A 24,673-nucleotide genomic window follows, 5' to 3' on the forward strand; every position below is an offset into this window, starting at 1 on the left:
TGATCTATCGAGTGACGGGGAAAAGCCTCGCTGACTCGTTTAGACCCTGGTCAGTGGCGGTCGCAATAACTCCGTTGATCGTCCGATGCTCGGCAGAGAAGATCCACGCGAGGGGCCCCGAGCAACCGAAAAGCCCGCCGCGAAGGCGGCGGGCACAGGACAAACGGGACGGGTGGGGCAATGGAGGCTCAGGGGAGAACCGGCTCGATCGTGGGCCAGCTCATACGGATCACACCGCCGTGCTCGTCGGTCGTGACCTCGACGTCGTCCACGAGACCGCTGATCACCGCGAGCCCCATCTCTCCGTCGCCCTCGTCCTCCTCGGCGACCGGCTCGGGAATCTCGTCCCGCGCCCCCGGCAACAACGCGCCCTCGGCCTCGACGAGCCCGCCACCCGGACCGCCACCCTTGCCGCCCCCGTCACCGTTGGCCGAGGGAGCGGCGGACGCGGACGCGCCCAGCGTGCCACCAGGCAGCGAGAAACGCCGGTGCGGCGCGTCGTCACCCACCTCGATGGAGAACTTCTTCTCGTCCTCGATCAGGGAGACCCGCACGGGGCTGTTGAGACCGTGGCTCATGTGCAGGCCGACGGCCCGCGTGCACGCCTCGCCGACGGCCAGCCGCACCTCGTCGAGCACCGCTTCGTCGACCCCGGCCCGCCGCGCCACGGCGGCAGCCACCAGCCGCGCCGTACGGACGTGCTCCGGCAGCGCACTGAAGAGCAGCTCCACGGTGGCCATGCCATCCCCCTCGGTCTTCGGTGAGTCTTGACGGGGCTTCCAGGGCTCTTGGAGCCGGACCCCGGCGACCCCGCCTGCCAGTCAAGCGGGAGGCCGCCGGACCGCCCGCACCGAGGTGGGGGCGGTCCGACGGCCCGAACGCGTCAGTCAGTGGCCGCTACGGCCTCGTCGACGGAGGAGTGGATCGGGAAGACCTTGGTGAGGCCAGTGATCCGGAAGATCTTGAGAATGCGCTCCTGGTTGCAGACAAGACGCAGCGAGCCCTCGTGCGCACGCACCCGCTTGAGCCCGCCCACAAGCACGCCGAGCCCGGTGGAGTCGAGAAAGTCGACACCCTCCATGTCCACGACGAGGTGGTAGCTGCCGTCGTTCACAAGCTCGACCAGCTGCTCACGCAGCTTGGGCGCGGTGTATACATCAATCTCGCCACCGACCTCGACGATCGTGCGATCGCCGACGGTACGGGTCGACAGGGACAGGTCCACGGATCCTCCAGCACCTTGCTATCGAGCGGTCAGCCCCCTCGGTTCTCCCTCCCCCTGCCCTGACGGAGGGAGGTACCCCCAAAGGCAGGGGACGGATCGGCAGCCGCAGAAGCATTCAATCACTTACCAGCAGGCGAGGACGACGCCTTGCGGCCATTGTCCGCCTCGCCAGTGACACACTCGGTACCGATGGCCAACGAACAGCACACCCGGTCCGCGCGCGTACGCCCGCGAGCCGAGCCCGACCGCTCGGCTCCCCACGGCGACCCTCGCGACGTGCTCGCTCGTCTCACCAGGGGTACCGACCGCGCCGGGCGTGTCACCCATACGGAGCACTTGCCCCCGCGAAACGGTCGCCATGCGCAATGGCCCGACCGGATCCGGCCGGAAGTGATCGCGGCCGTGCGCCGAGCGGGCATCGACCGCCCCTGGGAACACCAGGCCCGCGCCGCCGCCCACGCCCTCGACGGCGACTCCGTGATCATCGCCACGGGCACCGCCTCCGGAAAATCACTCTCCTACCTCACTCCCGTCCTCAGCACCCTGCTGGACGGCGCCGAGGCCCCCAACGGACGCGGCACCACCGCGCTGTACCTCGCCCCCACCAAAGCACTCGCGGCCGACCAGCGCCGCGCCGTCACCGACCTGGCCGCCCCACTCGGCACGGCGGTACGGCCCGCCGTCTTCGACGGGGACACCCCCTTCGAAGAGCGCGAATGGGTGCGCCAGTACGCCAACTACGTGCTCACCAACCCGGACATGCTCCACCGCGGCCTGCTGCCCGGACACACCCGCTGGTCCTCCTTCCTGCGCGCGCTGCGCTACGTCGTCATCGACGAGTGCCACACCTACCGCGGCGTCTTCGGCTCCCACGTCGCCCAGGTCCTGCGGCGGCTGCGCCGGGTCTGCGCCCGCTACGGCGCCGAACCCGTCTTCCTGCTCGCCTCCGCCACCGCCGCCTCCCCCGGCGACGGCGCGGCCCGGCTCACCGGCGTGCGGCCCGTCGAGATCACCGAGGACACCTCCCCACGCGGCGAGACGGTCTTCGCACTGTGGGAACCGCCACTGACCGAGTACGAAGGCGAGCGCGGCGCCCCCGTCCGCCGCACCGCGACCGCCGAGTCCGCCGAGCTGCTGACCGACCTGGCCGCCCAGGGCGTACGCACCGTCGCCTTCGTCCGCTCCCGGCGAGGCGCCGAGCTGATCTCCCTCATCGCCCAGGACCGCCTCGCCGCGGTCCCGGCCCCACGGGGCCCCGCCCCGGCGACCGCCCGTGCCCGGCACCCCGCCGCTGCGCCGGGCGATGGCGACGGCGACATCCACGGTCTCCAGGAGCTCCGGGAGGTTCCGGACCTCCGCGGTCTCCAGGAGGCGGGCGCCGCGGCGGTGGGCTCGTCGACGGGGGATGCGTCGTCGGGGGATGCGTCGTCGGGCGGTGCGTCGTCGGGCGGTGCGTCGGTGCGGGACGCCTCCGTGCGGGACGCCTCGCTGGACGCCTCCGTGGAGGGCGCGGATACGGGGGGCGCCTCCGCGCGGGACGCCTCCGTGGGGGGCGCGGATACGGGGGGCGCCTCCGCGCGGGACGCCTCCGTGGGGGGCGCGGATACGGGGGTGGTCTCGGGAGGGGGCGTCGCAGGCGGACCGGTGCCCGGCGCGGGACGACGTGGCGGGCTCTCCTCCCGGATCGCCGCCTACCGCGGCGGCTATCTCCCCGAAGAGCGACGCGCCCTGGAGCGGGCCCTGCACACCGGCGAACTGCTGGGGCTCGCCGCCACCAACGCCCTCGAACTCGGCATCGACATCTCCGGCCTCGACGCGGTCCTCATCACCGGCTACCCCGGCACCCGCGCCTCTCTCTGGCAGCAGGCGGGCCGCGCCGGGCGGGCCGGTCAGGGCGCGCTCGCCATCATGATCGCCCGGGACGAACCGCTGGACACCTATCTCGTCCACCACCCCGAATCCATCTTCGCCACGCCCGTCGAATCCACCGTCCTGGACCCGCACAACCCCTACGTCCTCGCACCCCACCTGTGTGCAGCCGCAGCCGAGATACCGCTCACCGAAGCCGACTTCCCTCTCTTCGGGCCGGAGACCGGTCAGCTGCTGCGCAAGCTCGAAGAGCGCAAGCTGCTCCGTCGCCGTTCCTCCGGCTGGCACTGGACCCGCAAGGAGCGGGCTGCCGACCTCACCGACATCCGCGGCAGCGGCGGGCGACCCGTACAGGTCGTGGAAGAGGGCACCGGCCGGCTGCTGGGCACCGTGGACGCCGCAGCCGCGCACACCACCGTCCACGAAGGCGCCGTCCACCTCCACCAGGGCCGCACGTACGTGGTGCGCAGCCTCGACCTGGAGGACTCCGCCGCCCTCGTCGAGGAAGCCAGCCCCCCGTGGACGACCATGGCCCGCGACACCACCTCGCTGGCCGTTCTGGAGACCGAGGCCGAGGTGCCCTGGGGCGATGCCCGGCTGTGCTTCGGCTCGGTGGAGGTCACCAACCAGGTGGTCTCCTACCTGCGCCGCCGTGTGATCACCGGCGAGGTCCTGGGCGAGTCCAAGCTGGATCTTCCGCCCCGCACCCTGCGAACCCGCGCCGTGTGGTGGACGGTCACCGAAGACCAGCTCGACGCCGCCCGCATCACGCCCGAGATCCTGGCGGGCTCGCTGCACGCCGCCGAGCACGCTGCCATCGGGATCCTTCCGCTGTTCGCGACCTGCGACCGCTGGGACATCGGCGGCGTCTCCATCGCCCTGCATCCCGACACACTCCTTCCCACCGTCTTCGTCTACGACGGCCAGCCCGGCGGGGCGGGCTTCGCCGAACGTGCCTTCCACACCGCCCGGGCGTGGCTGACCGCCACCCGGGACGCGATCGCCTCCTGCGAGTGCGAGGCGGGCTGCCCCTCCTGCATCCAGTCACCCAAGTGCGGCAACGCCAACGACCCGCTACACAAGCGCGGCGCCGTCCGCCTCCTGACGGAACTCCTCCGCTCCGCTGTCTGACCTCCCCCGGCTGTTGGCCGACTGCTCCAAACGGGTGCCCGGCTCGTTCGACGGTGGGCCCATCGACTCCACCCGACTGGTGCTGGACCGTCCGACCGTGGGCCGGTCCGCTCCCCCGGCTGCTGCTTGGACCTTCCGGCAGTGGGCCGGTCCGCTTCACCCCGGCTCGTCCGACCGTGGACCGGTCGGCTCCCCCGTCTGCTGCCCGGCTCGTCCGGCCGGTGGTCCGGTCGGCTCCACCCGCCGGTGTCTGGCCCGTGGGCCGGCGACCGGCTCGCTCCGCACGGCTACCCGGCCTGGTCGGCGCGGCGGGGTGGCGGCCGGGAACCACGTGCGGCTTCCGGTGCCGCCGATCCGACCGGGCCGGCGCGGGCGCGCGCCTGGGCGTCGTACGGGCCCCACCGCACTCGCGCGTCCAGATCAGCGATCTCTCCCCGCACCGTGCACCTGACCACCTGCGCGCCCTGGGCCCGCGCCACTCCGCGCGCCGCCGCGCAGGCGTCGGCCCGGCCCTCGAGCGCCCGGTCGGCCGCCGCGAGCGCCGCCAGATCGGCCACGGCGCCCGCGCGATGGCGGACGTGGACCGCTTGGCCGAAGCCGAGCACCGCCGCGAACACCCCGCACAGCACCACCGCGCTCAGTGCCACCCACACGGACGCCGACCCGCGGTCGCTGCGGAGCTGTGACAGGTTCGCCGTCATTCCTCCTTCCCCTCCGTCCCTCGCGCGTCGTCCAGTCCGGGACTGCCGGCACTGCCAGGACTGCCGGGACTGCCGGGACTGCCGGGACTGCCGCGACTGCCGGTTGCAGGGGTTCGGCCGTGGCTCCGGCCCTGACTCCGGCCAGTGCCGGCTCCGCCCGCGTCGTCCCCGGTCTCAGCCCTTGCCTCGTCCATGGCGACCGCCTCGGACCGCAGCTCCACCGTCAGCGGGCCCGGCCCCACCGTCCGGGCCCTTACGGCGACTCGCACCAACTCTCCGTCTTTCGTCACTTTCAGCCGGGCTCCCGGCGGCGCCGCCGACCGGACGGCGCGCGCCACGCCGTCCCCGGTTTCTCCGCGTGCCGCCGCCCGGGCCCCGGCGCGGGCGGCGTCGACGCACTGGATGCGGGTCACCGCCGCCATGAGCCCCCACAGCAGTCCGGCCACCAGCAGGACCAGCGCCGGAATCACCACGGCGGCCTCGGCGGTCACATAGCCCGCGCACCAGTCCCTGCGGGCCGTACGGGCCGTACGGCCCGTACGAATCCGGCCCAACAGACAGGATGTGCGGGTCTTGCGTCGTGGCGGTCCGCGGCGTGCCGTGGCGCACGGGCCACTGGCGCGTCCTTCACCGCGCACTGCGGACTCAGAACGGGCCACGGAGTGCCCGCTCGATCAGCTGTTGCAACTGTTCGCCCACCGGGCCGCTGTTGACGACCTTGTAGAGAACCGCCGCCAGGGCCACCGCCGCCAGCGTGCCGATCGCGTACTCGGCTGTGCTCATTCCCCGGTCGCCGCTCAGCTCGTGTGCCGTGCGTACCCTCTTCAAGAACCGCCGCACCTTCGTCAACACCGCGCTGCCTCCCTTGCATTCGGTCATCGTCTGCACCCTTCTCCGGCGGAACGCACGCCTCGCGGCGCCGGTCGCCACTGTTGTCCTTCCTGTGCGTGCCGTGCAGCTGCGGCTGCGGCTGCGGCTCACCACAGCGTTCGGGCGAGCCCCAGCAGCACGGGCGCCACCCCGATGGCCAGGAACGCGGGCAGGAAACAGAGCCCGAGAGGGCCGGTGACCAGCACCGCCGCTCGTCTCGCCCGGCCGTTCGCCGCACGGGTCCACCTGGCTCGCAACTCGGCTGCGAGCCGGGCCACTGACTCGACGGCCGGGACTCCGGCGTCCGCGGCCCGCTCCATGCACCGCGCGAACTCCACTCCCCAGGGCCGCTCCGCGAACCGCCCCCAGACAAGAGCCGGCTCCGCGCCGAGCCGCAGCTCCGTGGACGCCTTGACCAGCCGTTCTCCCAGCGGACCGCCGACGGATCCGCCCACGGCTTCGGCAGCGCGCTCGGGTCCCGCGCCGGCCGCCAGACAGGCCGCCATGAGATCGGCCGCCAGGGGGAGTTGCTCCTCAGCCGCGCGGTCCTCCGCGCTCCGCGAAGCGTCCTCCCCGGCGCCCCGCCGCAACCACCAGCGCATGCCCCACGCCGCGGCACCGCCCGCGAGCCATCCGACCTGGCCGCCGATCAGGAGGAGCGCCACGACCCCCGCCCCGGCCATCCCCACCCGCTCCCGCACCCGCCGGGACAGCAGCGCCTGGTGCCCCGCCCGCCTGATGCTCGGCAGCAGCACCGAGCCGCGCTGGTCAGGGCCGCCCTTCAACCGGCCACCTGTCTGGCCCTCCGTCTCGTGACCGCACGCCGACCACGCCCGTTGCCGGACACGCCCCTCGCGCCGCGTCACATCGACGACCCCCGTCACGCATCCGGCCGCACCCAGCAGCGCCGCGCTCGCGAGCGCCCACATCCACAGCCTGGGGACAACCACCATCCATTCGCCCCTCACCTCGACCGGCTCCCTACGGGCGCGCAAGGGGGCCGTCCTCCCGTGGTCGCCGCCGTCCGCCGTGGCCGGCCGGCTCCCTCCGCGGAGCGCACGATGCGAGCGACCCAGGCAAGGCCGGCCCACTCCAGCGCCAGGCCCACCACCAGGCAGGCGAATCCGGCGGGGGTGTGCAACAGGATCTCCAGCGGGTCCGCCTCCATAGCTGAGCCCAGCACCAGTCCGAAGACCGGGAGAAGGGCGAGCACCAGCGCGGTGGAGCGCGGCCCTGCCAACTGGGCTCTCAGCTCCTCCCGCTGTTCCTGTCCGGCCCGCAGGGAGGCAGCCACCCGTCCGAGTCCGTCCGCCAGACCTGCCCCGCCGTCGACCGCGACCTGCCAGCAGGCGGCGGCCCCCGAGAGTCCGCCCGCGCCCGGGAGCGTGGCGGCCTCGCGCAGCGCTGCCGCCACGTCGCCACCGAAGCGGGCCGCTGCGAGCACGGCCGCGCCCGCGTCCCCGAACCGCTCCAGCACGGCCCGGTCCGCGGCGAGCACCGCCGCGCCCGGCTGCCTTCCGGCGCGCAGTTCTCCTGCCACGCTCGCGCAGAGCTCCACCGCGGCGGCCTCCCTGGAGCGGGCGAGCCGGTCGGCGCTCCGTCGACCGAGCCATCCGCGCACCGCGGGCACCGCCAGGAACCCCGCCGCGAGCGGAATCCAGGACTGTCCCAGCAGCGCGACCAGCATTCCGGCCGGCAGGCACCAGCCGGCCGGACCGAGGCGAGCAGCCAGCTGACGCCGTGCCCTATCGGTGGCCTTCCGCCACCGGACGGGAGGCGCGAAGGGCCTGCCCCGCCCGACCGGTTCTCCTTCGCCGGCCAGCAGCAGTCGGGCCCGCTGAGCTCCGCCGTTCCGTCCTGTCATCAGCCAGACCGCAGCGCCCGCGCACACCATCGCGGCGTACACCGCAGGGGTGCCCGTGGCCTCCGCGCCGGCCGCCGCCGTAGTCACCGCACCCGTCATGACGTGCTCCTCACCGGGGAGCCCGCACGAGCCCCACCGTCCGGCCTGAGGGGAAGGGCTCGCCCTTCGGGCGTGCGGTTCTGGGAACCCGCGGGGCGACCTCCTGGCTCGGCCCAGCCGGGGGCGAGGGTTCCTGCGTCCTCACCAAGTGACCTGGCACACAGGGTGCGCAGCCGGTTCCACCCGGGGCCGCGGGCGAATCCGCCGCCTGCCGTAGCCGTTCCTGTGCGTCGGGCGTCGCACCGGCCGCTCCACACCGCGGCCGGCACTGTCGTCACCAGCCCTGCGGCGTCCCGCTCCAGTACGTGGATCTGGGCGATGCGCCGCTGTCCGTCCCGTCCCCGCACCAAATGCAGGATGACGTCGAGTGCGGCCGCCAACTGGCTGTGCAGGGCGGCCCTGTCGAGTCCGGCCGTCGTCCCGAGGGCCTCGAGACGTGCGGGGACGTCGGCGGCGGCGTTCGCGTGTACCGTTCCGCACCCGCCCTCGTGTCCGGTGTTCAGCGCGGCCAGCAGGTCCGTCACTTCCGCTCCGCGGACCTCACCGACGACCAGCCTGTCCGGCCTCATCCGCAGGGCTTGCCGCACGAGGTCGCGGAGGTCCACGCTGCCCACGCCCTCCTGGTTGGCGGGGCGCGCCTCCAAGCGGACGACGTGCGGATGGTCGGGGCGCAGCTCGGCCGAGTCCTCTGCCAGGACGATGCGTTCGTGAGGCCCGACCAGCCCCAGCAGGGTGGAGAGCAGCGTCGTCTTGCCGGAGCCCGTGCCGCCGCTGACGACGAAGGACAGGCGCGCCTCCAGCACTTCTCGCAGCAGCCACTCCCCGCCCTGGGGCACCGTCCCCGCGGCGACCAGTTCCGCGAGGCTGAACGCGCGGGGCCGTACCACCCGCAGGGAGAGGCAGGTCGATCCGACCGCTACGGGAGGCAGGACCGCGTGGAGCCGGGTGCCGTCCGCAAGCCGGGCGTCGACCCAGGGGCGGGCGTCGTCGAGCCGCCGCCCCGCCGAGGTCGCCAGCCGCTGGGCGAGCCTGCGCACGGCGGCGGCGTCACGGAAGGACACCCGCGCGCGTTCCAGCCCGCGCCCGCGGTCGATCCACACCTGGTCAGGCGCCGTGACCAGCACGTCGGTGACCTCCGGGTCGGCGAGCAGCGGTTCCAGCGGACCCGTGCCGACCAGCTCGGAGCGCAGCGCCTCGACGACGCCCAGCACCGCGCTGTCCCCCATCAGCCTTCCCTGGGAGCGCAGCACCGCCGCCACGCGTGCGGGCGTGGGCTCTGCTCCCGTCTCGGCGAGGCTGCGCCGCACCCGGTCCAGCAGCCGGTCCCCGGCCGCCGCGTCCGCGGTGGCTTCGGCCCCCGCTCGGGCGACCGCTGGTGCCCGCGTCGCCGCCGGGGCGCGCCACGAGACCTGGTCCGCGCTCATACGGCCACCCCTCCCCCGCTGAGCGCCCGCTCCCAGAACCGGCCGCAGAAGCGGGCCAGGGCGCCGTCCTTGGCGAGGCCGGGGGGTGTCCCCCGGTCGACGCCTTCGAGCAGTCCGCGCTCCCACGGCAGTTCTCCGGCCAGCGGCAGCCCCAGCAGGCGGGCGACTTCGGTGTCGTCCAGTCCCGAGTCGTCACCGCGCTCCGTGCGGGGGCCGCCGGGCGAGCGCACTACCGCGCGCAGGTCGCGCACGCCGAGTCGCATCCGGTCGGCGACGCGGTGCGCGGCGGCGACCGCGCGCAGCTCGGCGGGGACGACCGCCAGTCCGAGATCGAGCTGGACGAGGACTTCGGCGACGGTCTCGTCCACCTGCCGTGGCAGGTCGACGACGACCACACCGCCGCGTCGCCTCGCGGCGCCGAGTACGGAGCGCATCGCGTCGGCGGGGACCACCGCGTGCTCGCCCCGGTCCCAGCTGAGCACGTGCAGTTCGTGGGAGCGTGGCAGGGAATCGGCGAGTGCCGAGCCGCCGACCCGGCCGCGGGCCTGTGCGAGGTCGGGCCAGCGCAGCCCCGTGGTCCGCTCGGCGCCGAGCAGGATGTCCAGTCCGCCACCGAGCGGATCCGCGTCGATGAGCATGGTCCGCTCACCGGCGCGTGCCGCCGTGACGGCGAGGGCGCAGGCGAGCGTGGAGGCTCCCGCACCGCCGCGCCCCCCGACCACTCCGATGGTCAGGGCCGACTGCCCCACCCCCTCCACGGCGTCGGCGATCCGGTCGGTCAGCCAGGCCTCCGCGTCGGGCAGCAGGACGACGCTCTCGGCGCCAACGCGGACGCCGCGTTCCCACACACCCGGGTCGTCCCAGTCCCGCCCCACGAGGAGGACTCCCGGCCTGCGCGGCACCGCTGGGCCTCCGCCCGGAGCGCCCGGGCCTGGCGGCTCTCCGAAGCCGGAGGCGGCGGCGCAGTCGTCCCCGACGAGCACGAGGGGAGCCCTCTCCCACTGGGTGGCGCCGCTCCAGGCCGCCCAGCCCACCGCGCTGGAGGGACCGCCGTGCGCCACCTGGGGTTCGGGCGTCCCGGCGGCTGCGCACAGTCGCAGTAGGTCATCGAGGAGTTCCGCGTCCTCGGTGACAATCAGAATGTTTTCGGCCATGGTCCGAACCTCCCTGCCCATCGGGCACTCGCGTCCGCAAACGGCTGCGGACGCCGACGGGATTCACGGTGCGGCGAACCGGAAAAACTTGTGGATCTTGGTCGAAAACTGTGGACAACCGAGAGGCTGTGAATAACTTCCTCACCCAAACCGGTGACTGCCGGAGAGCAGCCTGACGATTACGCTGGGTCACAGCTCGGAGGAATCACTGACTCCGCTCCGCGAAGATCGAAAAAACCCCGGCCGCGACGGGCCGGGGTGGGAAAATACCTCCGGACATGCGACGACCCCCGCCGGGGGGGAGAGCGGGGGTCGTCTCCACGGCCGACTCGGGGGGGGAGGAGTCGGGCCGGGTTAGCACGGTCGCGAACGATCCGTGACTTCCATGGTGTACCCGAGAGCCTTCTCAGGCAAACCCACGCGCCCCAGCTTACGCCGAATGGTGGGCGCCTATGCTCGGTGGCGTGGAAAATCTCGCGTTGCCCCGCACAGCCGCCTTCTTCGACCTGGACAAGACGGTCATTGCGAAGTCGAGCACGCTCACCTTCGGCAAGTCCTTCTATCAAGGTGGCCTGATCAATCGCCGCGCAGTGCTGCGGACTGCTTACGCGCAGTTCGTATATCTCCTCGGCGGCGCCGACCACGACCAGATGGAGCGGATGCGCGAGTACCTCTCGGCTCTCGCCCGCGGCTGGGACGTCGAGCAGGTCAAAGAGATCGTCGCCGAGACCATCCACGACCTGATCGACCCCATCATCTACGACGAGGCCGCCTCCCTCATCGAGAAGCACCACCTGGCAGGCCGCGACGTGGTCATCGTCTCGACCTCGGGCGCCGAGGTCGTCGAACCCATCGGCAGGATGATCGGCGCCGACCGGGTGGTCGCCACGCGGATGGTCGTGGAGGAAGGCCGCTTCTCGGGAGAGATCGAGTACTACGCCTACGGCCCCACGAAGGCCGAGGCGATGCGCGAGCTGGCCGCCTCGGAGGGGTACGACCTGGCGCGCTGCTACGCCTACAGCGACTCGGCCACGGACCTGCCCATGCTCGAGGCGGTGGGCCATCCGCACGCCGTCAACCCGGACAGGGCGCTGCGCAAGGAGGCCCTCGCCCGTGAGTGGCCCGTGCTGACGTTCTCCAGGCCGGTCCGGCTCAAGCAGCGCATCCCCTCCCTGTCGATGCCGTCGCGGCCGGCGCTGGCACTGACGGCCGTCGCGGTCACAGCCGCGGCCGCGACGGCCGGATTCGTCTGGTTCAACAACCGGCGCCAGGCCCCGCGGCATCCGCGCTTCCGCCTCTTTTGAGCCCCGACCCCTTCGACGAGTGCGGCCTAGCGTCCCCTTGCAACCGTTCTGCCCGATTCCTTGTATTCGGTGCATTCGTCCGCATTTGATACGGAAAGTAAAGTTTTGCGCAGAAGGGTTCCGCTGCCGCCGCGCCGGGGGTACAAAGGAGACAACGGCCCGCGAGACCAGCGGCATCCGAGAGGATCCCGTTCAGCTCAAGGCCCCACGGACCGGACGCATGAATACCGGGCACCCACGCGACGCACAGCCCGCGACGGGGCAGGTCCCACCAGGGAAGGGCAAAGCATCCGCCCTGATGTTCGGACACACAAGTGGAGCACGCACTGGTAACCCGGTGGACATGCCAGCGGTGGCCCCGCCCGAGGCGGGGCCACCGCATTGTTCGGGACGCGGGCGGTCGCGGAACGCCGCGCTCGGACGAAACACCGGGCTTGTGGTTACGCAACACCGGGCTTGGTCGCCGAACGCCGCGCTTGATCGTTGCCGCCGCGCTTGATCGTTGCCGGAGTGTCGCAGGCGTCCCGTGGCGCGACGGCGCGCGCTGCCCGTCAGGCCGCTCCGCGCTGCATCGCCTCGCAGACGGCCGTGCTCTCCCGTACGCCCAGTTCGACGGCGCGTCCACAGTGAGTGATCCACGCGGTCATCCCTTCGGGTGTTCCTGAGGCGTAGCCCGCCAGAGCCGCGCGGTAGGCGTCACGGCCCAGCTCGGCGTGGCCGACCTCGGCCGGGCAGATGGCCTTCGGGTCGAGTCCGCTGCCGACCAGCACGATCCGCTCGGCGGCGCGGGCGACGACGCCGTTGCAGGAGCCGAAGGGGCACAGCGTCTGCAGTTCGCCGTGCACCACAGCGGCCAGAACGAGCGCCGGCACGGAGGTGCTGCCGGTGACCAGCTGTGCCAGGCCGTCCAGCCGGGCCGCGACCTCGTCGGCGCCGGGCGGCTGCAGGCCGATCTCGGGCCCTTCCACCGGCTCTCCCGGCCTCCTGGGCCGCCCGACGCTCTCGTCCGGTGCCGCCCCGGAGGCCGCCACGAGGTGCAGCCGGGCGAGGACGCGCAGCGGTGACTGCTCCCAGATGTCGAGCAGCTGTCCCGCTTCCGCCGTCACCCGCAGCGCCGCGCCGACGGTGCGGGCTTCGGCCTCGGTACCGAAGTCGCTGCGGCGCCGCACCTCTTCCAGCGCCCAGTCGGTGCCCTCCACCGCGGCGGAGGCGCGGGCTCCACGCAAAGCTGCCTCCGCGCTCACCTCGCTGCTGCGACGGCGCATGATCCGGTGCCCGTAGGCGCGGTCCACCGAGGTCCGCACGGAGTCCACGGCTTCGGGAACGCCCGGCAGCGCGGCGAGGGGGGCGAGCGGATCGGCGGCGGGGGCCCCGGGCGCCGGGGCGCGGCCGTTGGAGCCGGCGGTGCTACTCATGCGTACGACCCTACGCACCCGGCCGGGCGGCCCAACCCCACGATCGAGTGGTCTTCTTCACTCACGCCTGCCGGAGCAGTACCCCTGCCGCCTTACGCTGTTGAACATGAAGATCGCTTTCGTAGGGAAGGGCGGCAGCGGCAAGACGACACTGTCCTCGCTGTTCATCCGCCACCTCGCCTTCCGCGGCACGCCCGTCGTGGCCGTCGACGCCGACATCAACCAGCACCTGGGCGCCGCACTGGGGCTCGACGACCCGGAGACGGCAGCGCTGCCCGCGCTGGGGGCGCACCTGCCGCTCATCAAGGAACACCTGCGCGGCAGCAACCCGCGGATCGCGTCCGCCGAAACGATGATCAAGACGACGCCACCCGGCGAGGGCTCCCGACTGCTGCGGCTGCAGGAGGACAACCCGATCTACGACGCCTGTGCGCGAGAGGTCGCACTGGACGGCGCAGGCATCCGGCTCCTGGCCACCGGGCCCTTCACCGAGTCCGACCTGGGGGTGGCCTGCTACCACTCCAAGACGGGCGCGGTGGAGCTGCTGCTCAACCATCTGGTGGACGGCCGGGAGGAATGCATGGTCGTCGACATGACGGCCGGCAGTGACTCCTTCGCCTCCGGTATGTTCACCCGATTCGACATGACTTTCCTGGTCGCCGAGCCGACACGCAAGGGCGTCTCGGTGTACCGCCAGTACAAGGAGTACGCGCGGGACTACGACGTCCCGCTCAAGGTCGTCGGGAACAAGGTGCAGGGGGAGGACGACCTCGACTTCCTGCGCCAAGAGGTGGGCGAGGACCTGCTGGTGACCGTGGGCCACTCCGACTGGGTGCGCGCCATGGAGAAGGGCCGCCCCCGGCCCTTCGCGGAGCTGGAGGAGAGCAACTCGCGTGCTCTCCATGCCCTCTTTCAGGCCGTGGACGCCGTGTACGACGCCCGGGACTGGGAGCGATACACCCGCCAGATGGTGCACTTCCACCTGCGCAACGCCGAGAGCTGGGGCAACGAGAAGACGGGTGCGGACCTCGCCGCACAGGTGGACCCGTCCTTCGTGCTGGGCGAGCAGCGGCAGGAAGCAGTCGTACCGCAGTCGTCACAGTCCGCGCCGCAGCCCGCCTGACGGAGGCCCTTCGGCCCCCTCCGGCCCGCGACCGGCTGTGCTGCTCCCTTGTCGCAGGCCCGCATTGCCGGCAGGCACCCTGTCCGTGTGCGACTCGCGCCCAAGCCGTCGAACCCGGCGGATCTCCGCTCCGTCGTCAGAGGGACGCAGCGGAGATCCGTCCTGTCACTCGGCCGGGAGCGTTCCCGTCACTCGGCCGGGAGCGGTCCTGTCACTCGGCCGGGAGCGGTCCTGTCACTCACCCAACGTCCGTTCCGTCACCCGGCCCGGGCCGCCGTCGCGCTCGGACGGAGGAAGGAACGCCATCCCCCGGCCGGCTTCTCTCCCACCTCCAGGGTGCGCAACTTGGCCAGCAGGCGGGGGTCCTGAGCGTCCAGCCAGTCGGCGAGTTGCCGGAACGAGACGCAGCGGACGCCCTCCTTGCGGCAGACCGTCTTCATGACGTGCTCCACGGCGTCCATGTAGATGCCGCCGTTCCAGTCCTCGAAGTGGTTGCCGATGATCATCGGTGCGCGGTTGCCGTTGTAGGCGCGCTCGAAGCCCTGGAGGAGGCCGTCGCGCATCTGGCGCTTCCAGGCCGGTCGCTTCTCCACCGGCCCGTCGACCGTCCCGGACTGGTTGGCCAGGAAGTTGTAGTCCATCGAGAGGGTCTCGAACTTCCTGCCGGGCACGGGTACCTGCTGCAGGGGCAGGTCCCACAGGCCCTTGCGCTTGTCCGGCCAGACCTGGGTGCCGTTGCCGCTCGAGTCGTAGCGGAAGCCCATCTGGCTCGCCGCCTTCAGCAGGTTCTCCTGGCCCTCGAGGCAGGGGGTGCGGCCGCCGACCAGCTCCCGGGTGTAGTCGAAGGGCAGCGCTTTGGCCGCCTCGAAGCCGGTGGTCGTCTTCCAGTGTTCGACGAACCAGCGTGCCTGCTTGATCTCGCTCTTCCACTGGTCGACGGACCAGGAGTCCACACCGCTCGGGCCGCAGAAGTGTCCGTTGAAGTGGGTGCCGATCTCGCTGCCGTCCAGCCAGGCCTTGCGGACCTGCTTGAGCGTGGCCCGGACGTTCTTGTCCTTCAGGTAGCCGATGTCGGAGGCTCCGGCGGCGTGCCCGGGCGGGGAGTAACGTTTCGCCTCGTCTTCCGGCAGCGTGTAGATACCGCTGAGGAAGTAGGTCTGCGCCGCCCCGTACTTCTTGCCGGCCTCACGGAAGCGGGAGAAGAGCTTCTTGCTGTCCTCTCCGGCGCCGTCCCACGAGAAGACGACGAACTGCGGCGGCTTCTGACCCGGCTTGAGCTTGTGCGGCGTGGGCTGGAACGGCTGGTGCCCCGTCAACGACGTCGAACCGTCCCCCAGTAGCTGGACCTTGCCCTGCGGATTGGCCTTCGGCGCCCCGCCCGGTGCCTCCTCGGTCCGCTGGGGGCTGTTGCCACCGGAGCATCCGGCGGCCGCCACGGACAGCGCCAGAGCCGCCAGGACCGCGGTGGTGAGAGCGGGTCGTCTTCGCGTGGCTGCCATCGGGCTCACCTCGTCCTCTCGCCTTGTCTCGTCGGTCACCGGGCGCGACCGGCGTCGTCGCCATGCGTGACAAAAGTGACACGAGACGTTAATCAGACAAATAGGACAAGCTGCTTTTTAGGCGGCTTTCACTCGATGGGTGGAACACGGGCCGCCAGAGCCCACTCCGTGCTTCACCAAGGCTTTACTTGGGATTACATTTCATTTACTCGCACTTGGGAGAAGCCGGAAGGTCACCGCGGCACCGGACTCCTCGCCGCATCACCACCCCTGACGCGGCCTCACCACTGCCATGGCGTCACCACAAAAGCCCCCGCGCTGCGCGTCGCCACCGCCCCGGCCGGCGCCGGCCTCGACAGCACCGGCGAAGCCACCACCGGCCGGCTCCCCCACCGATCAGCCATCACCCCGGGCCGGGACCGACCCCGCGCGGCCCTCACCCCCGCCTCATCGCTCGCACTGCTCACCACACCGCTCGCGCCGCGCAGCGCCGCTGCCCGGCCCTCATCGAGAGGAGGCTCGATGTCTCACCGCACCCCTTTGTGGAGCGGCCCCTGTGGCCACTCGAAGCGCTCCACCGCACGTCAGCGCTGGTCGGCGGACCTGTCCGCCTCCCTCACGGTCTTTCTGATCGCGCTGCCGCTCTCCCTCGGGATCGCGCTGGCCGCCGGAGCCCCGCTCCAGGCAGGCCTGGTGGCCGGCGCGGTCGGCGGGCTGGTCTGCGGCCGACTCGGCGGCGCTCCCTTGCAGATCACCGGCCCGGCGGCAGGGCTGACGGTGATCACGGCCGACCTCATCCAGACGTACGGCTGGCGGGCCACCTGCGCGGTGACGATCGCGGCGGGGCTCGTGCAGATCGGGCTCGGCTTCCTGCGGGTCGCACGCTCCGCACTCGCCGTGAGTCCCGCGATCGTGCACGGCATGCTGGCGGGTATCGGGGTCACCATCGCCCTGGCGCAGCTCCACGTGATGCTGGGTGGCGACCCGGACAGTTCGCCGCTCACCAACGCGCGTCAACTGCCCGGACAACTGGTGTCGCTGCAGCCGGCCGCCCTGTCCGTCAGCGTGCTGACGGTCGTCGTACTCCTGGCGTGGCCACGGCTGAAGACGCACGGCGGGCCGCTCGGAGCGGCCGCGGGGAGGGTGCCGGCCGCGCTGGCCGCCGTCGGGGTGGCCACGCTCGCGGCCGCGCTGGGAGACATGCGCCTGCCCCGTGTCGACCTGCCGTCCTGGAGCGCCCACGCCCTTCCCCGGCTCCCCGAGGGCTCCCTGCCCGGGCTCGGCGCGGCGGTGGTGACGCTCACCCTGGTCGCCACGGTGCAGGGCCTGTTGTCGGCAGTCGCCGCCGACAAGCTCGCGGCGGCGCGCCCGGCCGGTGACCGGGTACCTCGCAGCGATCTGGACCGGGAACTGCGGGCGCACGGGATCGCCAACATGTTCTCGGGAGCGCTGGGCGGGCTGCCGGTCACCGGCGTCGCGGTGCGCAGCTCCGCGAACATCGCGGCAGGTGCTGTGAGCCGTCACTCCGCGCTCTTGCAGGGCGTGTGGCTCTTGCTCGCCGCGGGGCTCCTGGCCGGCGCGCTGGAGCTGATCCCACTGCCCGCGCTGGGCGCGCTCGTGATGGTCGTCGGCGTACGGATGGTCAATCCGGGCCACATCCGGACGGTGACGAAGCACCGCGAGGCACTGGTGTTCGGTGTCACGGCGGTCACCGTGGTGCTGTGGGGGGTGCTGGAGGGCGTGGGGACGGGCATCGCGGTGGCGGTGGCCGTCGCACTGCACCGACTGGCACGGACACGGATCGTCGTGGAGCGGGTGGGGACGGACGAGCCACGTGCCGAAGAAGCGGACGAGCCGCGCTCCCAGGTAAGCGCAAGGGCCGGCGCCTCACCCGGCCACAGTGGCGGAGACGTCAGCGCCGGGGCGGCCCGGCGCGGCGATACGCGGTCGAACGTGCGTCACAAGGTTCATCCGGGTGGGCGGAGCGAGGCGTACCTGATCCGGGTGCGCGGTTCGTTGACATTCCTGGCGGTGCCACGGCTGAGCCGTGCTCTGGCGGAGGTGCCCGAAGGGGCGAGGGCGAGTGTCGAGCTGAAGGGATCGTTCATGGACCACGCGGCGTTCGAGGCGCTGGAGGACTGGCGTGCCGCCCACACGGCTTCCGGCGGCGAGGCCGAGTTGAGAGGGCGTGCCGGTCAAGAGCTCGCGGAGCTTCCGGCCGCGCACACGTGCCGCCCCTGGACCCCTTGGCGCAACCACCAGTGCACACGGCCCTCGGCCGAGAGCGGCCAGCACAGTGGGACGAGCAGCCCGAGCGGCACGCACAGCGTGAACAGCACGAGCGGAAACGGTCCGCAAGGCGGTACGAACGCGAGCGGTCAGGAGGACGGAACGAAGGACCGCGGCGAGGAGAAGGAAAGGAAGAGGACGGCCCGGCCCGGAACGGGCGAGGGAAGGGGGAGCGCGACGCGCGGGGACAGCCCGCCGGGCGGGAAAGGCCTCCCCTCTCCGGTCGGCCGCTCAGTCCCCGCGGCCGTCCCGGTCGGTACGTTCTCGCCCCGGGGTCAGCTGCTCGGCGGGGTGCGCAATTTCCAGCGGTCCACGGCTCCACTCGTACGGGAAGAGCTCGCGCGGTTGGCGAGGGAGGGGCAGCAGCCCTCCCAGCTCTTCGTCACCTGCGCCGACTCGCGGGTCGTCACCAGCATGATCACCTCCAGTGGTCCAGGGGATCTGTTCACCGTGCGCAACATCGGCAATTTGGTGCCGCCGCCGGGCGAGCAGGGCGGTGACGCGTCGGTGGCCGCGGCGATCGAGTACGCCGTCGAGGTGCTGAGGGTCTCGTCGGTGACCGTGTGCGGGCACTCGGGCTGCGGTGCCATGCAGGCCCTGCGCCACGAGGAGACCGCTGCCGTCGAAGGTACCGCTGGCGTCGAGGGAACCGCCGCCTGCCCGGAGACCGCCGACCGCTCTGGGACCGCCGGCCCCGCAAGGGCCGCGACACCGCTCGCACGGTGGCTGCGGTACGGACGTCCGGGCCTTGAGCGGTTCAGGGCGGCGAGGCGCGACGGCGCCACGAGGGACGCCGCCGTGCCTCGCCTGGCCGACCGGGCGACGGCTGACGAGCTCGAAGCCCTCTGTCTGGTCAACATCGTGCAGCAGTTGGAGCACTTGGCCGCGCACGAGTGCGTCGCCCGGCGACTGCGCGAGGGGACGCTGGAGTTGCAGGGTATGTATTTCCACGTCGGGGAGGCCCAGGCCTACGTGTGGGAGGGGCAGGGCGGCGGCCGGGAGGGGCAGGGCGAAGGCGCCTCGGGCCCCGTGTTCCGGGCCGTCGGCGCCGACTTCCCCGTTCCCGGTACCTCCACGTCGTCGCCGCCCGGCGCAGCGGTCTCGCCTTCGTGTTCCGCTCGCGAACCCGCCCGCCAGGTGTAGAGGGCAACGACATCTGACAGGTCTACACCAATTTCGGCGACGGCCCTTGTCATGGGGGTGGGGCGGCTGATGAGCTATGGGCCGGGACACAGCGCACACCCCGGGAAAGGGAGATGCCGTGAGCAACGAAAGCCTGGCCAATCTGCTCAAGGAGGAGGGGGAAAAATGAGCGAGTCTTCCCTCTCCAACCTGCTCAAGGAAGAGCGGAGGTTCGCCCCGCCCGCCGACCTTGCCGCGCATGCCAATGTCACCGCTGCGGCGTACGAGCAGGCGAAGGCCGACCGGCTGGGTTTCTGGGCCGAGCAGGCGCGCCGTCTGAGCTGGGGCACCGAGCCGACCGAGACGCTCGACTGGTCGAACCCGCCGTTCGCCAAGTGGTTCAAGGACGGCAAGCTCAACGTCGCCTACAACTGCGTGGACCGCCACGTGGAGGCCGGTCACGGCGACCGGGTGGCCATCAACTTCGAGGGCGAGCCCGGCGACACCCGCACGCTCACCTACGCCGACCTCCAGCGTGAGGTCTCGCAGGCGGCGAACGCGCTGACGGAACTGGGCGTCGAGGCCGGCGACCGGGTGGCGATCTACATGCCGATGATCCCGGAAACGGCGGTCGCGATGCTGGCGTGCGCCCGCATCGGCGCCCCGCACTCGGTGGTCTTCGGCGGCTTCTCGGCGGACGCGCTGGCGACCCGGATCGAGGACGCCGACGCGCGCGTCGTCATCACCTCCGACGGCGGCTACCGCAAGGGCGCGCCCTCGGCGCTCAAGCCGGCCGTCGACGAGGCGCTGACCCGTCCGGGGACCGAGAAGGTGCGCAGCGTCCTCGTCGTGCGCAGGACCGGCCAGGAGGACATCTCCTGGACCGAGGGGCGGGACGTGTGGTGGCACGAGATCGTCGGCCGCCAGTCCGAGCGGCACACGCCGCAGGACTTCGACGCCGAGCACCCGCTGTTCATCCTGTACACCTCCGGCACCACGGGTAAGCCGAAGGGCATCCTGCACACCACGGGTGGTTACCTGACGCAGGTCGCCTACACCCACCACGCGGTCTTCGACCTCAAGCCGGAGAGCGACGTGTTCTGGTGCACCGCCGACGTCGGCTGGGTGACCGGACACTCGTACATCGTCTACGGGCCGCTGGCCAACGGTGCGACGGAGGTGCTGTACGAGGGGACGCCGGACTCGCCGCACAAGGGCCGCTGGTGGGAGATCGTGCAGAAGTACGGCGTCACGATCCTCTACACGGCGCCGACCGCGATCCGCGCCTGCATGAAGTGGGGCGACGACATCCCGGCGAAGTTCGACCTGTCGTCGCTGCGCATCCTCGGTTCGGTGGGTGAGCCCATCAACCCGGAGGCGTGGATGTGGTATCGGCACCACATCGGGGCCGACCGTACGCCGGTGGTCGACACCTGGTGGCAGACCGAGACCGGCGGCATCATGATCAGCCCGCTGCCCGGCGTCACGGAGACGAAGCCCGGCTCGGCCCAGGTGCCGCTGCCGGGCATCGCCGCGACGGTCGTGGACGACGAGGCGCAGGAGGTGTCCAACGGCTCCGGCGGCTACCTGGTGCTGACCGAGCCGTGGCCGTCGATGCTGCGCACGATCTGGGGCGACGACCAGCGGTTCCTGGACACCTACTGGTCGCGGTTCCCGGACAAGTACTTCGCCGGGGACGGCGCCAAGAAGGACGACGACGGCGACGTGTGGCTGCTGGGCCGTGTGGACGATGTGATGCTCGTCTCGGGCCACAACATCTCCACCACGGAGGTGGAGTCGGCGCTGGTCTCGCACCCGAAGGTCGCCGAGGCGGCGGTCGTCGGCGCCACCGACCCGCAGACGACGCAGGCGATCTGCGCGTTCGTCATTCTGCGTGGCGGTGCGGAGGAGGACGACGCGCTGGTCGACGAGTTGCGCAACCATGTGGCCAAGCAGCTCGGCCCGATCGCCAAGCCGAAGCGGATCCTGCCGGTCGCCGAGCTTCCCAAGACGCGTTCCGGCAAGATCATGCGCCGTCTGCTGCGGGACGTCGCGGAGAACCGGACGCTGGGTGACACCCAGACGCTCACCGACTCCTCGGTGATGGATCTCATCCAGTCCAAGCTGCCGAGCGCGCCCAGCGAGGACTGACTCAGCGGGGACTGACCCGCCCCGGTCCCGGGCGGGCCCGCCCGCTGGGGAAGCGCACCTTCCGACGCGGAGCGGAACCACCGGGACCGCGCGAGGGGGCGGCCGGCGACACGCCCGGCCGCCCCCTCGCTCGTGTTGGTTACCCTGGTGGAGGCGCGTAAAGAACGTGCCAAGGACGAGGGGCGAGCCGGGAAGTCTGGTCGGCACACACCGCAGGTGTGTCCGCGACCAGCCCTGGAGGCCTGGCCAGCATGACTCCGCCGACCGACCCACACGCCCCGCAGCCCCCACCCGCCCAGCCGATCCCACCCGCCGGGTCACCCCGCTCGCCCGAGGCACCCGGATCCCCTCCGCGCAGGAAGGTCTCCGTCTTTCTCGGCAGGCTGCCGCTGGGGGAACGGAAGTACCTCGCGGACGCGCTGCGCACCGAGACCGTGGGCGGCACGCTCCTGCTGGTCGCCGCCGTGCTGGCGCTGCTGCTGGCCAACACCGGCCTCAGCGGCTTCTACGAGAGCGTCAGGGACTTCCACCTCGGGCCCGAGGCACTGCACCTGCACCTGTCGGTGGCGGACTGGGCCAAGGACGGTCTGCTGACGCTCTTCTTCTTCGTCGCCGGGATCGAACTCAAACGCGAGCTGGTCGCGGGTGAGCTGCGCGATCCGCGGGCGGCGGCGCTGCCGATCGTCTCCGCGGTGTGCGGGATGGCGGTTCCGGCGCTGTTCTACGTGGCCTCGGCGGCGGCCGGCGGCGGCGACCCGCGGGGCTGGGCGATCCCGATGGCGACGGACATCGCGTTCGCGCTGGGCGTGCTGGCCGTACTCGGCACGGGGCTGCCCTCGTCGCTGCGCGCCTTCCTGCTGACGCTCGCGGTGGTGGACGACCTGGGCGCCATCGTGATCATCGCCGTCTTCTACTCGGCGGGCATCAGCTTCGGCGCGCTGGCGGGGGCGGTCGCGGGGCTGGCGGTGTTCTGGTTCCTGCACCACAGGGGTGTGCGGGGCTGGTATGTGTACGTGCCGCTCGCGGTCGTCGTCTGGGGGCTGATGCACGCCAGCGGGGTGCACGCCACGGTGGCGGGGGTGGCGATGGGGCTGATGTTGCGCTGCACGGTCCGGGAGGGGGAACGGACCTCTCCGGCGGCGCACATCGAACACCTGGTCAGGCCGTTGTCGGCCGGGCTCGCCGTGCCGCTCTTCGCGCTGTTCGCGGCGGGTGTCGCCGTCTCGGGCGGCGCGATGACGGACGTGTTCACCAAGCCGGAGACCCTGGGGGTGGTGCTCGGGCTGCTGGTGGGCAAGACGCTCGGCGTGTTCGGTGGCGCCTGGGCGGCGGCGCGCTTCACCAGGGCGGAGCTGAACCGGGACCTGGCGTGGGCCGACGTGCTGGCCGTCGCCACTCTTTCCGGTATCGGTTTCACCGTCTCTCTCCTGATCAGTGACCTGGCGTTCGCGGGCGGGGCGGGGGCCCTCGCCGACGAGGCGAAGGCCGCCGTGCTGACCGGTTCGCTGCTGGCCGCGCTCGTGGCGGGCGTGCTGCTCAAGCTCCGGGCCCGCAGACACCGTTCGCTGCTGGAGGCCGAGGACCGCGACGAGGACGGCGACGGCGTCCCTGACGTGTACGAGGAGCACGACCCGGACTTCCATCTGCGGATGGCGGCGCTGTACGAGGCGAGAGCGGACGAGCACCGCAGGCTCGCCGAGGTGGCCAGGGGCCGGGACGTGACGGACGATGGTCCGGCATGATCGGAGCCCACGGCATGTTGACCGGTCGGTAATCCGGGCACTAGCCAGGGAAGCCCCGGGCCCGCACCCACGGGCCCGCCCGCACGCCACGGCCCCGCACACGGCGGGACCGCACACCGCGGCCCCGCACACGGCGGGTCCGCACACGCGGGCCTGCACGCCGCGGGACCGCAGAGCGCGAGCCCGTACGCCGCGGGCCCGTACGAGGAGCAAGGGAGACACAGCGATGAGCGCAGCCGACGACGGCCGCAGCCTCGGCCAGTTGGTCGCGGCGGCCACTGCGGAGATGTCCGCACTGGTGCACGACGAGATCGCGCTGGCCAAGGTCGAACTGCGGCAGGACGTCAAGCGCGGGGTGCTGGGCAGCGGCGCCGCCGTGGTCGCCGGTGTCCTGCTGCTCTTCGCCCTGCCGGTGCTGAGCTTCGCCGCCGCCTTCGGCATCCACAACCTGGGGCTCGGCCTCGCCTGGTCGTTTCTGATCGTGGGCGGCGCCTTCATCCTGCTCGCGCTGATCCTCCTGCTGCTGGCGCTGGCCAAGTTCAAGAGGGTGGCCAAGAGCAAGAGCCCGCAGAAGTCGGTGGCCTCGGCCAAGCAGAGCGCGTCCGTGCTCTCGCACGCCAAGCCGCACCCCCGTGCGGACAACGGAGGCAAGGAGCGCCCGCAGTTGCAGGGTGTGACACGCTCGTCCGTATGACGCTCGCAGACAGTCCCGCGGCCGTGATCCGTCCCGAGGGCCCCTGGATTCACCGGGACGTGGCCGCCAACGGAGCACGCTTCCACATCACCGAAATGGGTGAGGGGCCGCTGGTGCTGCTGCTGCACGGCTTCCCGCAGTACTGGTGGGCGTGGCGGCACCAGCTCCCCGCGCTCGCGGACGCCGGTTACCGCGCTGTGGCGATGGACCTGCGCGGGGTCGGCGGCAGCGACCGTACGCCGCGCGGCTACGACCCGGCCAACCTCGCGCTCGACGTGACCGGGGTCATCCGCTCCCTGGGCGAGCCGGACGCGGCGCTGGTCGGACACGACCTGGGCGGCTACCTGGCATGGACGGCTGCGGTGATGCGGCCCAAGCTGATCCGCCGGCTCGTGGCCGTCTCGATGCCCCACCCCCGCCGCTGGCGGGCCGCCATGCTGGCCGACGTGCGCCAGACGGCGGCCAGCTCCCACATCTGGGGCTTTCAGCGCCCCTGGGTGCCCGAGCGTCAACTCGTCGCGGACGAGGGCGCCTTGGTGGGAAAGCTGATCAGGGAATGGGCGGGTCCGAAGCTGGCGGGCCCGACAGAGGACGCCGCGGTCGAGAACTACCGGCGCGCGATGTGCGTGCCCTCCACTGCGCACTGCTCGGTGGAGCCGTACCGGTGGCTGGTGCGGTCGCTGGCCCGTCCTGACGGGGTGCAGTTCTACCGCAGGATGAAGCGCCCTGTGCGGGTGCCGACGCTGCATCTGCACGGTTCACTCGATCCGGTGGCGCGCACGCGCAGCGCCGCGGGGTCGGGGGAGTACGTCGAGGCCCCGTACCGCTGGCGCCTCTTCGACGGGCTGGGGCACTGGCCGCACGAGGAGGACCCGCAGACCTTCACCAGCGAACTGGTGCACTGGCTCAGCGACCCGGAACCGGACCGCTGAACCACTGCGGGGGCGCCGTGACGCGCGGGCGCCGTGACACAGGGGCGCGCGGGCGCCGTGACGCG

The 24,673-nt window shown here is 72.1% G+C and carries 19 protein-coding genes; 8 read left to right on the forward strand and 11 right to left on the reverse strand.

The genetic code is table 11. From position 1 onward, the window contains the following. Positions 1-188: 188 nt before the first annotated feature. Together DTL70_RS13095 and bldG are read right to left on the reverse strand one after the other, a co-directional pair. Positions 189-740, reverse strand: coding sequence for an ATP-binding protein (locus DTL70_RS13095; protein ID WP_114022087.1), 552 nt, complete (start codon positions 738-740; stop codon positions 189-191). A gap of 143 nt (positions 741-883) precedes the next feature. Further along, positions 884-1,225 (reverse strand): anti-sigma factor antagonist BldG, encoded by a 342-nt coding sequence (bldG, locus tag DTL70_RS13100; RefSeq protein ID WP_016473000.1) that lies wholly within the window; start codon positions 1,223-1,225, stop codon positions 884-886. Positions 1,226-1,414: 189 nt separating this feature from the next. Between bldG and DTL70_RS13105 the strand changes: the two genes are divergently transcribed. Next, complete coding sequence (locus DTL70_RS13105; protein ID WP_425470357.1) at positions 1,415-4,225, forward strand: DEAD/DEAH box helicase; 2,811 nt, start codon at positions 1,415-1,417, stop codon at positions 4,223-4,225. A gap of 287 nt (positions 4,226-4,512) precedes the next feature. Here the strand turns inward: DTL70_RS13105 and DTL70_RS13110 are convergent, their stop codons facing one another. The 7 genes from DTL70_RS13110 to ssd all read right to left on the reverse strand — a co-directional run bounded on the left by DTL70_RS13110 (position 4,513) and on the right by ssd (position 10,337). Then, positions 4,513-4,926, reverse strand: a complete 414-nt coding sequence (locus tag DTL70_RS13110) for an Rv3654c family TadE-like protein (RefSeq protein WP_114022089.1) — start codon at positions 4,924-4,926, stop codon at positions 4,513-4,515. Beyond that, positions 4,923-5,480 carry a TadE family type IV pilus minor pilin gene (locus tag DTL70_RS34950; RefSeq protein ID WP_114022090.1) on the reverse strand — a complete coding sequence of 186 codons (558 nt, stop codon included), beginning with the start codon at positions 5,478-5,480 and terminating at the stop codon, positions 4,923-4,925. The genes DTL70_RS13110 and DTL70_RS34950 overlap by 4 nt, the downstream gene beginning before the upstream one ends. 91 nt (positions 5,481-5,571) lie before the next feature. Further along, positions 5,572-5,805, reverse strand: a complete 234-nt coding sequence (locus DTL70_RS13120) for a DUF4244 domain-containing protein (protein ID WP_114022248.1) — start codon at positions 5,803-5,805, stop codon at positions 5,572-5,574. A gap of 98 nt (positions 5,806-5,903) precedes the next feature. After that, a complete protein-coding gene (locus DTL70_RS13125) occupies positions 5,904-6,749 on the reverse strand; it encodes a type II secretion system F family protein (protein ID WP_181860909.1) in 846 nt (281 codons plus the stop codon). Between the two features lie 11 nt (positions 6,750-6,760). After that, a complete protein-coding gene (locus DTL70_RS13130) occupies positions 6,761-7,759 on the reverse strand; it encodes a type II secretion system F family protein (protein ID WP_114022091.1) in 999 nt (332 codons plus the stop codon). Next, on the reverse strand, positions 7,756-9,183 hold the full coding sequence (locus DTL70_RS13135) for a TadA family conjugal transfer-associated ATPase (RefSeq protein WP_245979338.1): 1,428 nt from the start codon (positions 9,181-9,183) through the stop codon (positions 7,756-7,758). The genes DTL70_RS13130 and DTL70_RS13135 overlap by 4 nt, the downstream gene beginning before the upstream one ends. Further along, a complete protein-coding gene (gene ssd / locus DTL70_RS13140; protein WP_114022092.1) occupies positions 9,180-10,337 on the reverse strand; it encodes a septum site-determining protein Ssd in 1,158 nt (385 codons plus the stop codon). The genes DTL70_RS13135 and ssd overlap by 4 nt, the downstream gene beginning before the upstream one ends. Before the next feature lie 452 nt (positions 10,338-10,789). On the opposite strand from ssd, the gene DTL70_RS13145 reads away from it, so the two are divergent. Then, on the forward strand, positions 10,790-11,641 hold the full coding sequence (locus tag DTL70_RS13145) for an HAD family hydrolase (RefSeq protein WP_114022093.1): 852 nt from the start codon (positions 10,790-10,792) through the stop codon (positions 11,639-11,641). 551 nt (positions 11,642-12,192) lie between these two features. Here DTL70_RS13145 and DTL70_RS13150 read toward each other — a convergent pair. Then, positions 12,193-13,056, reverse strand: a complete 864-nt coding sequence (locus DTL70_RS13150) for a Fic family protein (protein WP_114022094.1) — start codon at positions 13,054-13,056, stop codon at positions 12,193-12,195. Positions 13,057-13,162: 106 nt separating this feature from the next. Between DTL70_RS13150 and DTL70_RS13155 the strand changes: the two genes are divergently transcribed. Further along, positions 13,163-14,179: an ATP-binding protein gene (locus DTL70_RS13155; protein WP_181860910.1), complete on the forward strand. Its 1,017-nt coding sequence runs from the start codon at positions 13,163-13,165 to the stop codon at positions 14,177-14,179. A 257-nt stretch (positions 14,180-14,436) separates the two neighbouring features. Here the strand turns inward: DTL70_RS13155 and DTL70_RS13160 are convergent, their stop codons facing one another. Next, the gene (locus DTL70_RS13160; protein ID WP_114022095.1) at positions 14,437-15,678 is read right to left on the reverse strand and encodes a polysaccharide deacetylase family protein; all 1,242 of its coding nucleotides are present in this window, start codon (positions 15,676-15,678) and stop codon (positions 14,437-14,439) included. A gap of 522 nt (positions 15,679-16,200) precedes the next feature. On the opposite strand from DTL70_RS13160, the gene DTL70_RS13165 reads away from it, so the two are divergent. The 5 genes from DTL70_RS13165 to DTL70_RS13185 all read left to right on the forward strand — a co-directional run bounded on the left by DTL70_RS13165 (position 16,201) and on the right by DTL70_RS13185 (position 24,608). Then, entirely contained in the window at positions 16,201-19,110 is a 2,910-nt protein-coding gene (locus DTL70_RS13165; protein ID WP_114022096.1) for a bifunctional SulP family inorganic anion transporter/carbonic anhydrase, read from the forward strand. Between the two features lie 165 nt (positions 19,111-19,275). Further along, positions 19,276-21,240: an acetate--CoA ligase gene (acs, locus tag DTL70_RS13170; protein WP_114022097.1), complete on the forward strand. Its 1,965-nt coding sequence runs from the start codon at positions 19,276-19,278 to the stop codon at positions 21,238-21,240. 251 nt (positions 21,241-21,491) lie between these two features. Continuing rightward, on the forward strand, positions 21,492-22,982 hold the full coding sequence (nhaA, locus tag DTL70_RS13175; protein WP_114022098.1) for a Na+/H+ antiporter NhaA: 1,491 nt from the start codon (positions 21,492-21,494) through the stop codon (positions 22,980-22,982). A gap of 226 nt (positions 22,983-23,208) precedes the next feature. Continuing rightward, a complete protein-coding gene (locus DTL70_RS13180) occupies positions 23,209-23,676 on the forward strand; it encodes a phage holin family protein (RefSeq protein WP_114022099.1) in 468 nt (155 codons plus the stop codon). Beyond that, positions 23,673-24,608, forward strand: coding sequence for an alpha/beta fold hydrolase (locus tag DTL70_RS13185; RefSeq protein ID WP_114022100.1), 936 nt, complete (start codon positions 23,673-23,675; stop codon positions 24,606-24,608). The genes DTL70_RS13180 and DTL70_RS13185 overlap by 4 nt, the downstream gene beginning before the upstream one ends. The last annotated feature ends 65 nt before the right edge of the window (positions 24,609-24,673 follow it).

Origin of the sequence: Streptomyces diacarni (genome assembly GCF_003323715.1) — a bacterium.
Taxonomy (GTDB): Bacteria; Actinomycetota; Actinomycetes; order Streptomycetales; family Streptomycetaceae; genus Streptomyces; species Streptomyces diacarni.

Excerpts from the sequence above, each read along its gene's own strand:
- DTL70_RS13095 (WP_114022087.1), bottom strand. The coding sequence starts at position 740 with ATGGCCACCGTGGAGCTGCTCTTCAGTGCGCTGCCGGAGCACGTCCGT.
- DTL70_RS13105 (WP_425470357.1), top strand. The coding sequence starts at position 1,415 with ATGGCCAACGAACAGCACACCCGGTCCGCGCGCGTACGCCCGCGAGCC.
- DTL70_RS13110 (WP_114022089.1), bottom strand. The coding sequence starts at position 4,926 with ATGACGGCGAACCTGTCACAGCTCCGCAGCGACCGCGGGTCGGCGTCC.
- DTL70_RS13120 (WP_114022248.1), bottom strand. The coding sequence starts at position 5,805 with ATGACCGAATGCAAGGGAGGCAGCGCGGTGTTGACGAAGGTGCGGCGG.
- DTL70_RS13125 (WP_181860909.1), bottom strand. The coding sequence starts at position 6,749 with ATGGTGGTTGTCCCCAGGCTGTGGATGTGGGCGCTCGCGAGCGCGGCG.
- DTL70_RS13130 (WP_114022091.1), bottom strand. The coding sequence starts at position 7,759 with ATGACGGGTGCGGTGACTACGGCGGCGGCCGGCGCGGAGGCCACGGGC.
- DTL70_RS13135 (WP_245979338.1), bottom strand. The coding sequence starts at position 9,183 with ATGAGCGCGGACCAGGTCTCGTGGCGCGCCCCGGCGGCGACGCGGGCA.
- ssd (WP_114022092.1), bottom strand. The coding sequence starts at position 10,337 with ATGGCCGAAAACATTCTGATTGTCACCGAGGACGCGGAACTCCTCGAT.
- DTL70_RS13145 (WP_114022093.1), top strand. The coding sequence starts at position 10,790 with ATGCTCGGTGGCGTGGAAAATCTCGCGTTGCCCCGCACAGCCGCCTTC.
- DTL70_RS13150 (WP_114022094.1), bottom strand. The coding sequence starts at position 13,056 with ATGAGTAGCACCGCCGGCTCCAACGGCCGCGCCCCGGCGCCCGGGGCC.
- DTL70_RS13155 (WP_181860910.1), top strand. The coding sequence starts at position 13,163 with ATGAAGATCGCTTTCGTAGGGAAGGGCGGCAGCGGCAAGACGACACTG.
- DTL70_RS13160 (WP_114022095.1), bottom strand. The coding sequence starts at position 15,678 with ATGGCAGCCACGCGAAGACGACCCGCTCTCACCACCGCGGTCCTGGCG.
- DTL70_RS13165 (WP_114022096.1), top strand. The coding sequence starts at position 16,201 with ATGTCTCACCGCACCCCTTTGTGGAGCGGCCCCTGTGGCCACTCGAAG.
- acs (WP_114022097.1), top strand. The coding sequence starts at position 19,276 with ATGAGCGAGTCTTCCCTCTCCAACCTGCTCAAGGAAGAGCGGAGGTTC.
- nhaA (WP_114022098.1), top strand. The coding sequence starts at position 21,492 with ATGACTCCGCCGACCGACCCACACGCCCCGCAGCCCCCACCCGCCCAG.
- DTL70_RS13180 (WP_114022099.1), top strand. The coding sequence starts at position 23,209 with ATGAGCGCAGCCGACGACGGCCGCAGCCTCGGCCAGTTGGTCGCGGCG.
- DTL70_RS13185 (WP_114022100.1), top strand. The coding sequence starts at position 23,673 with ATGACGCTCGCAGACAGTCCCGCGGCCGTGATCCGTCCCGAGGGCCCC.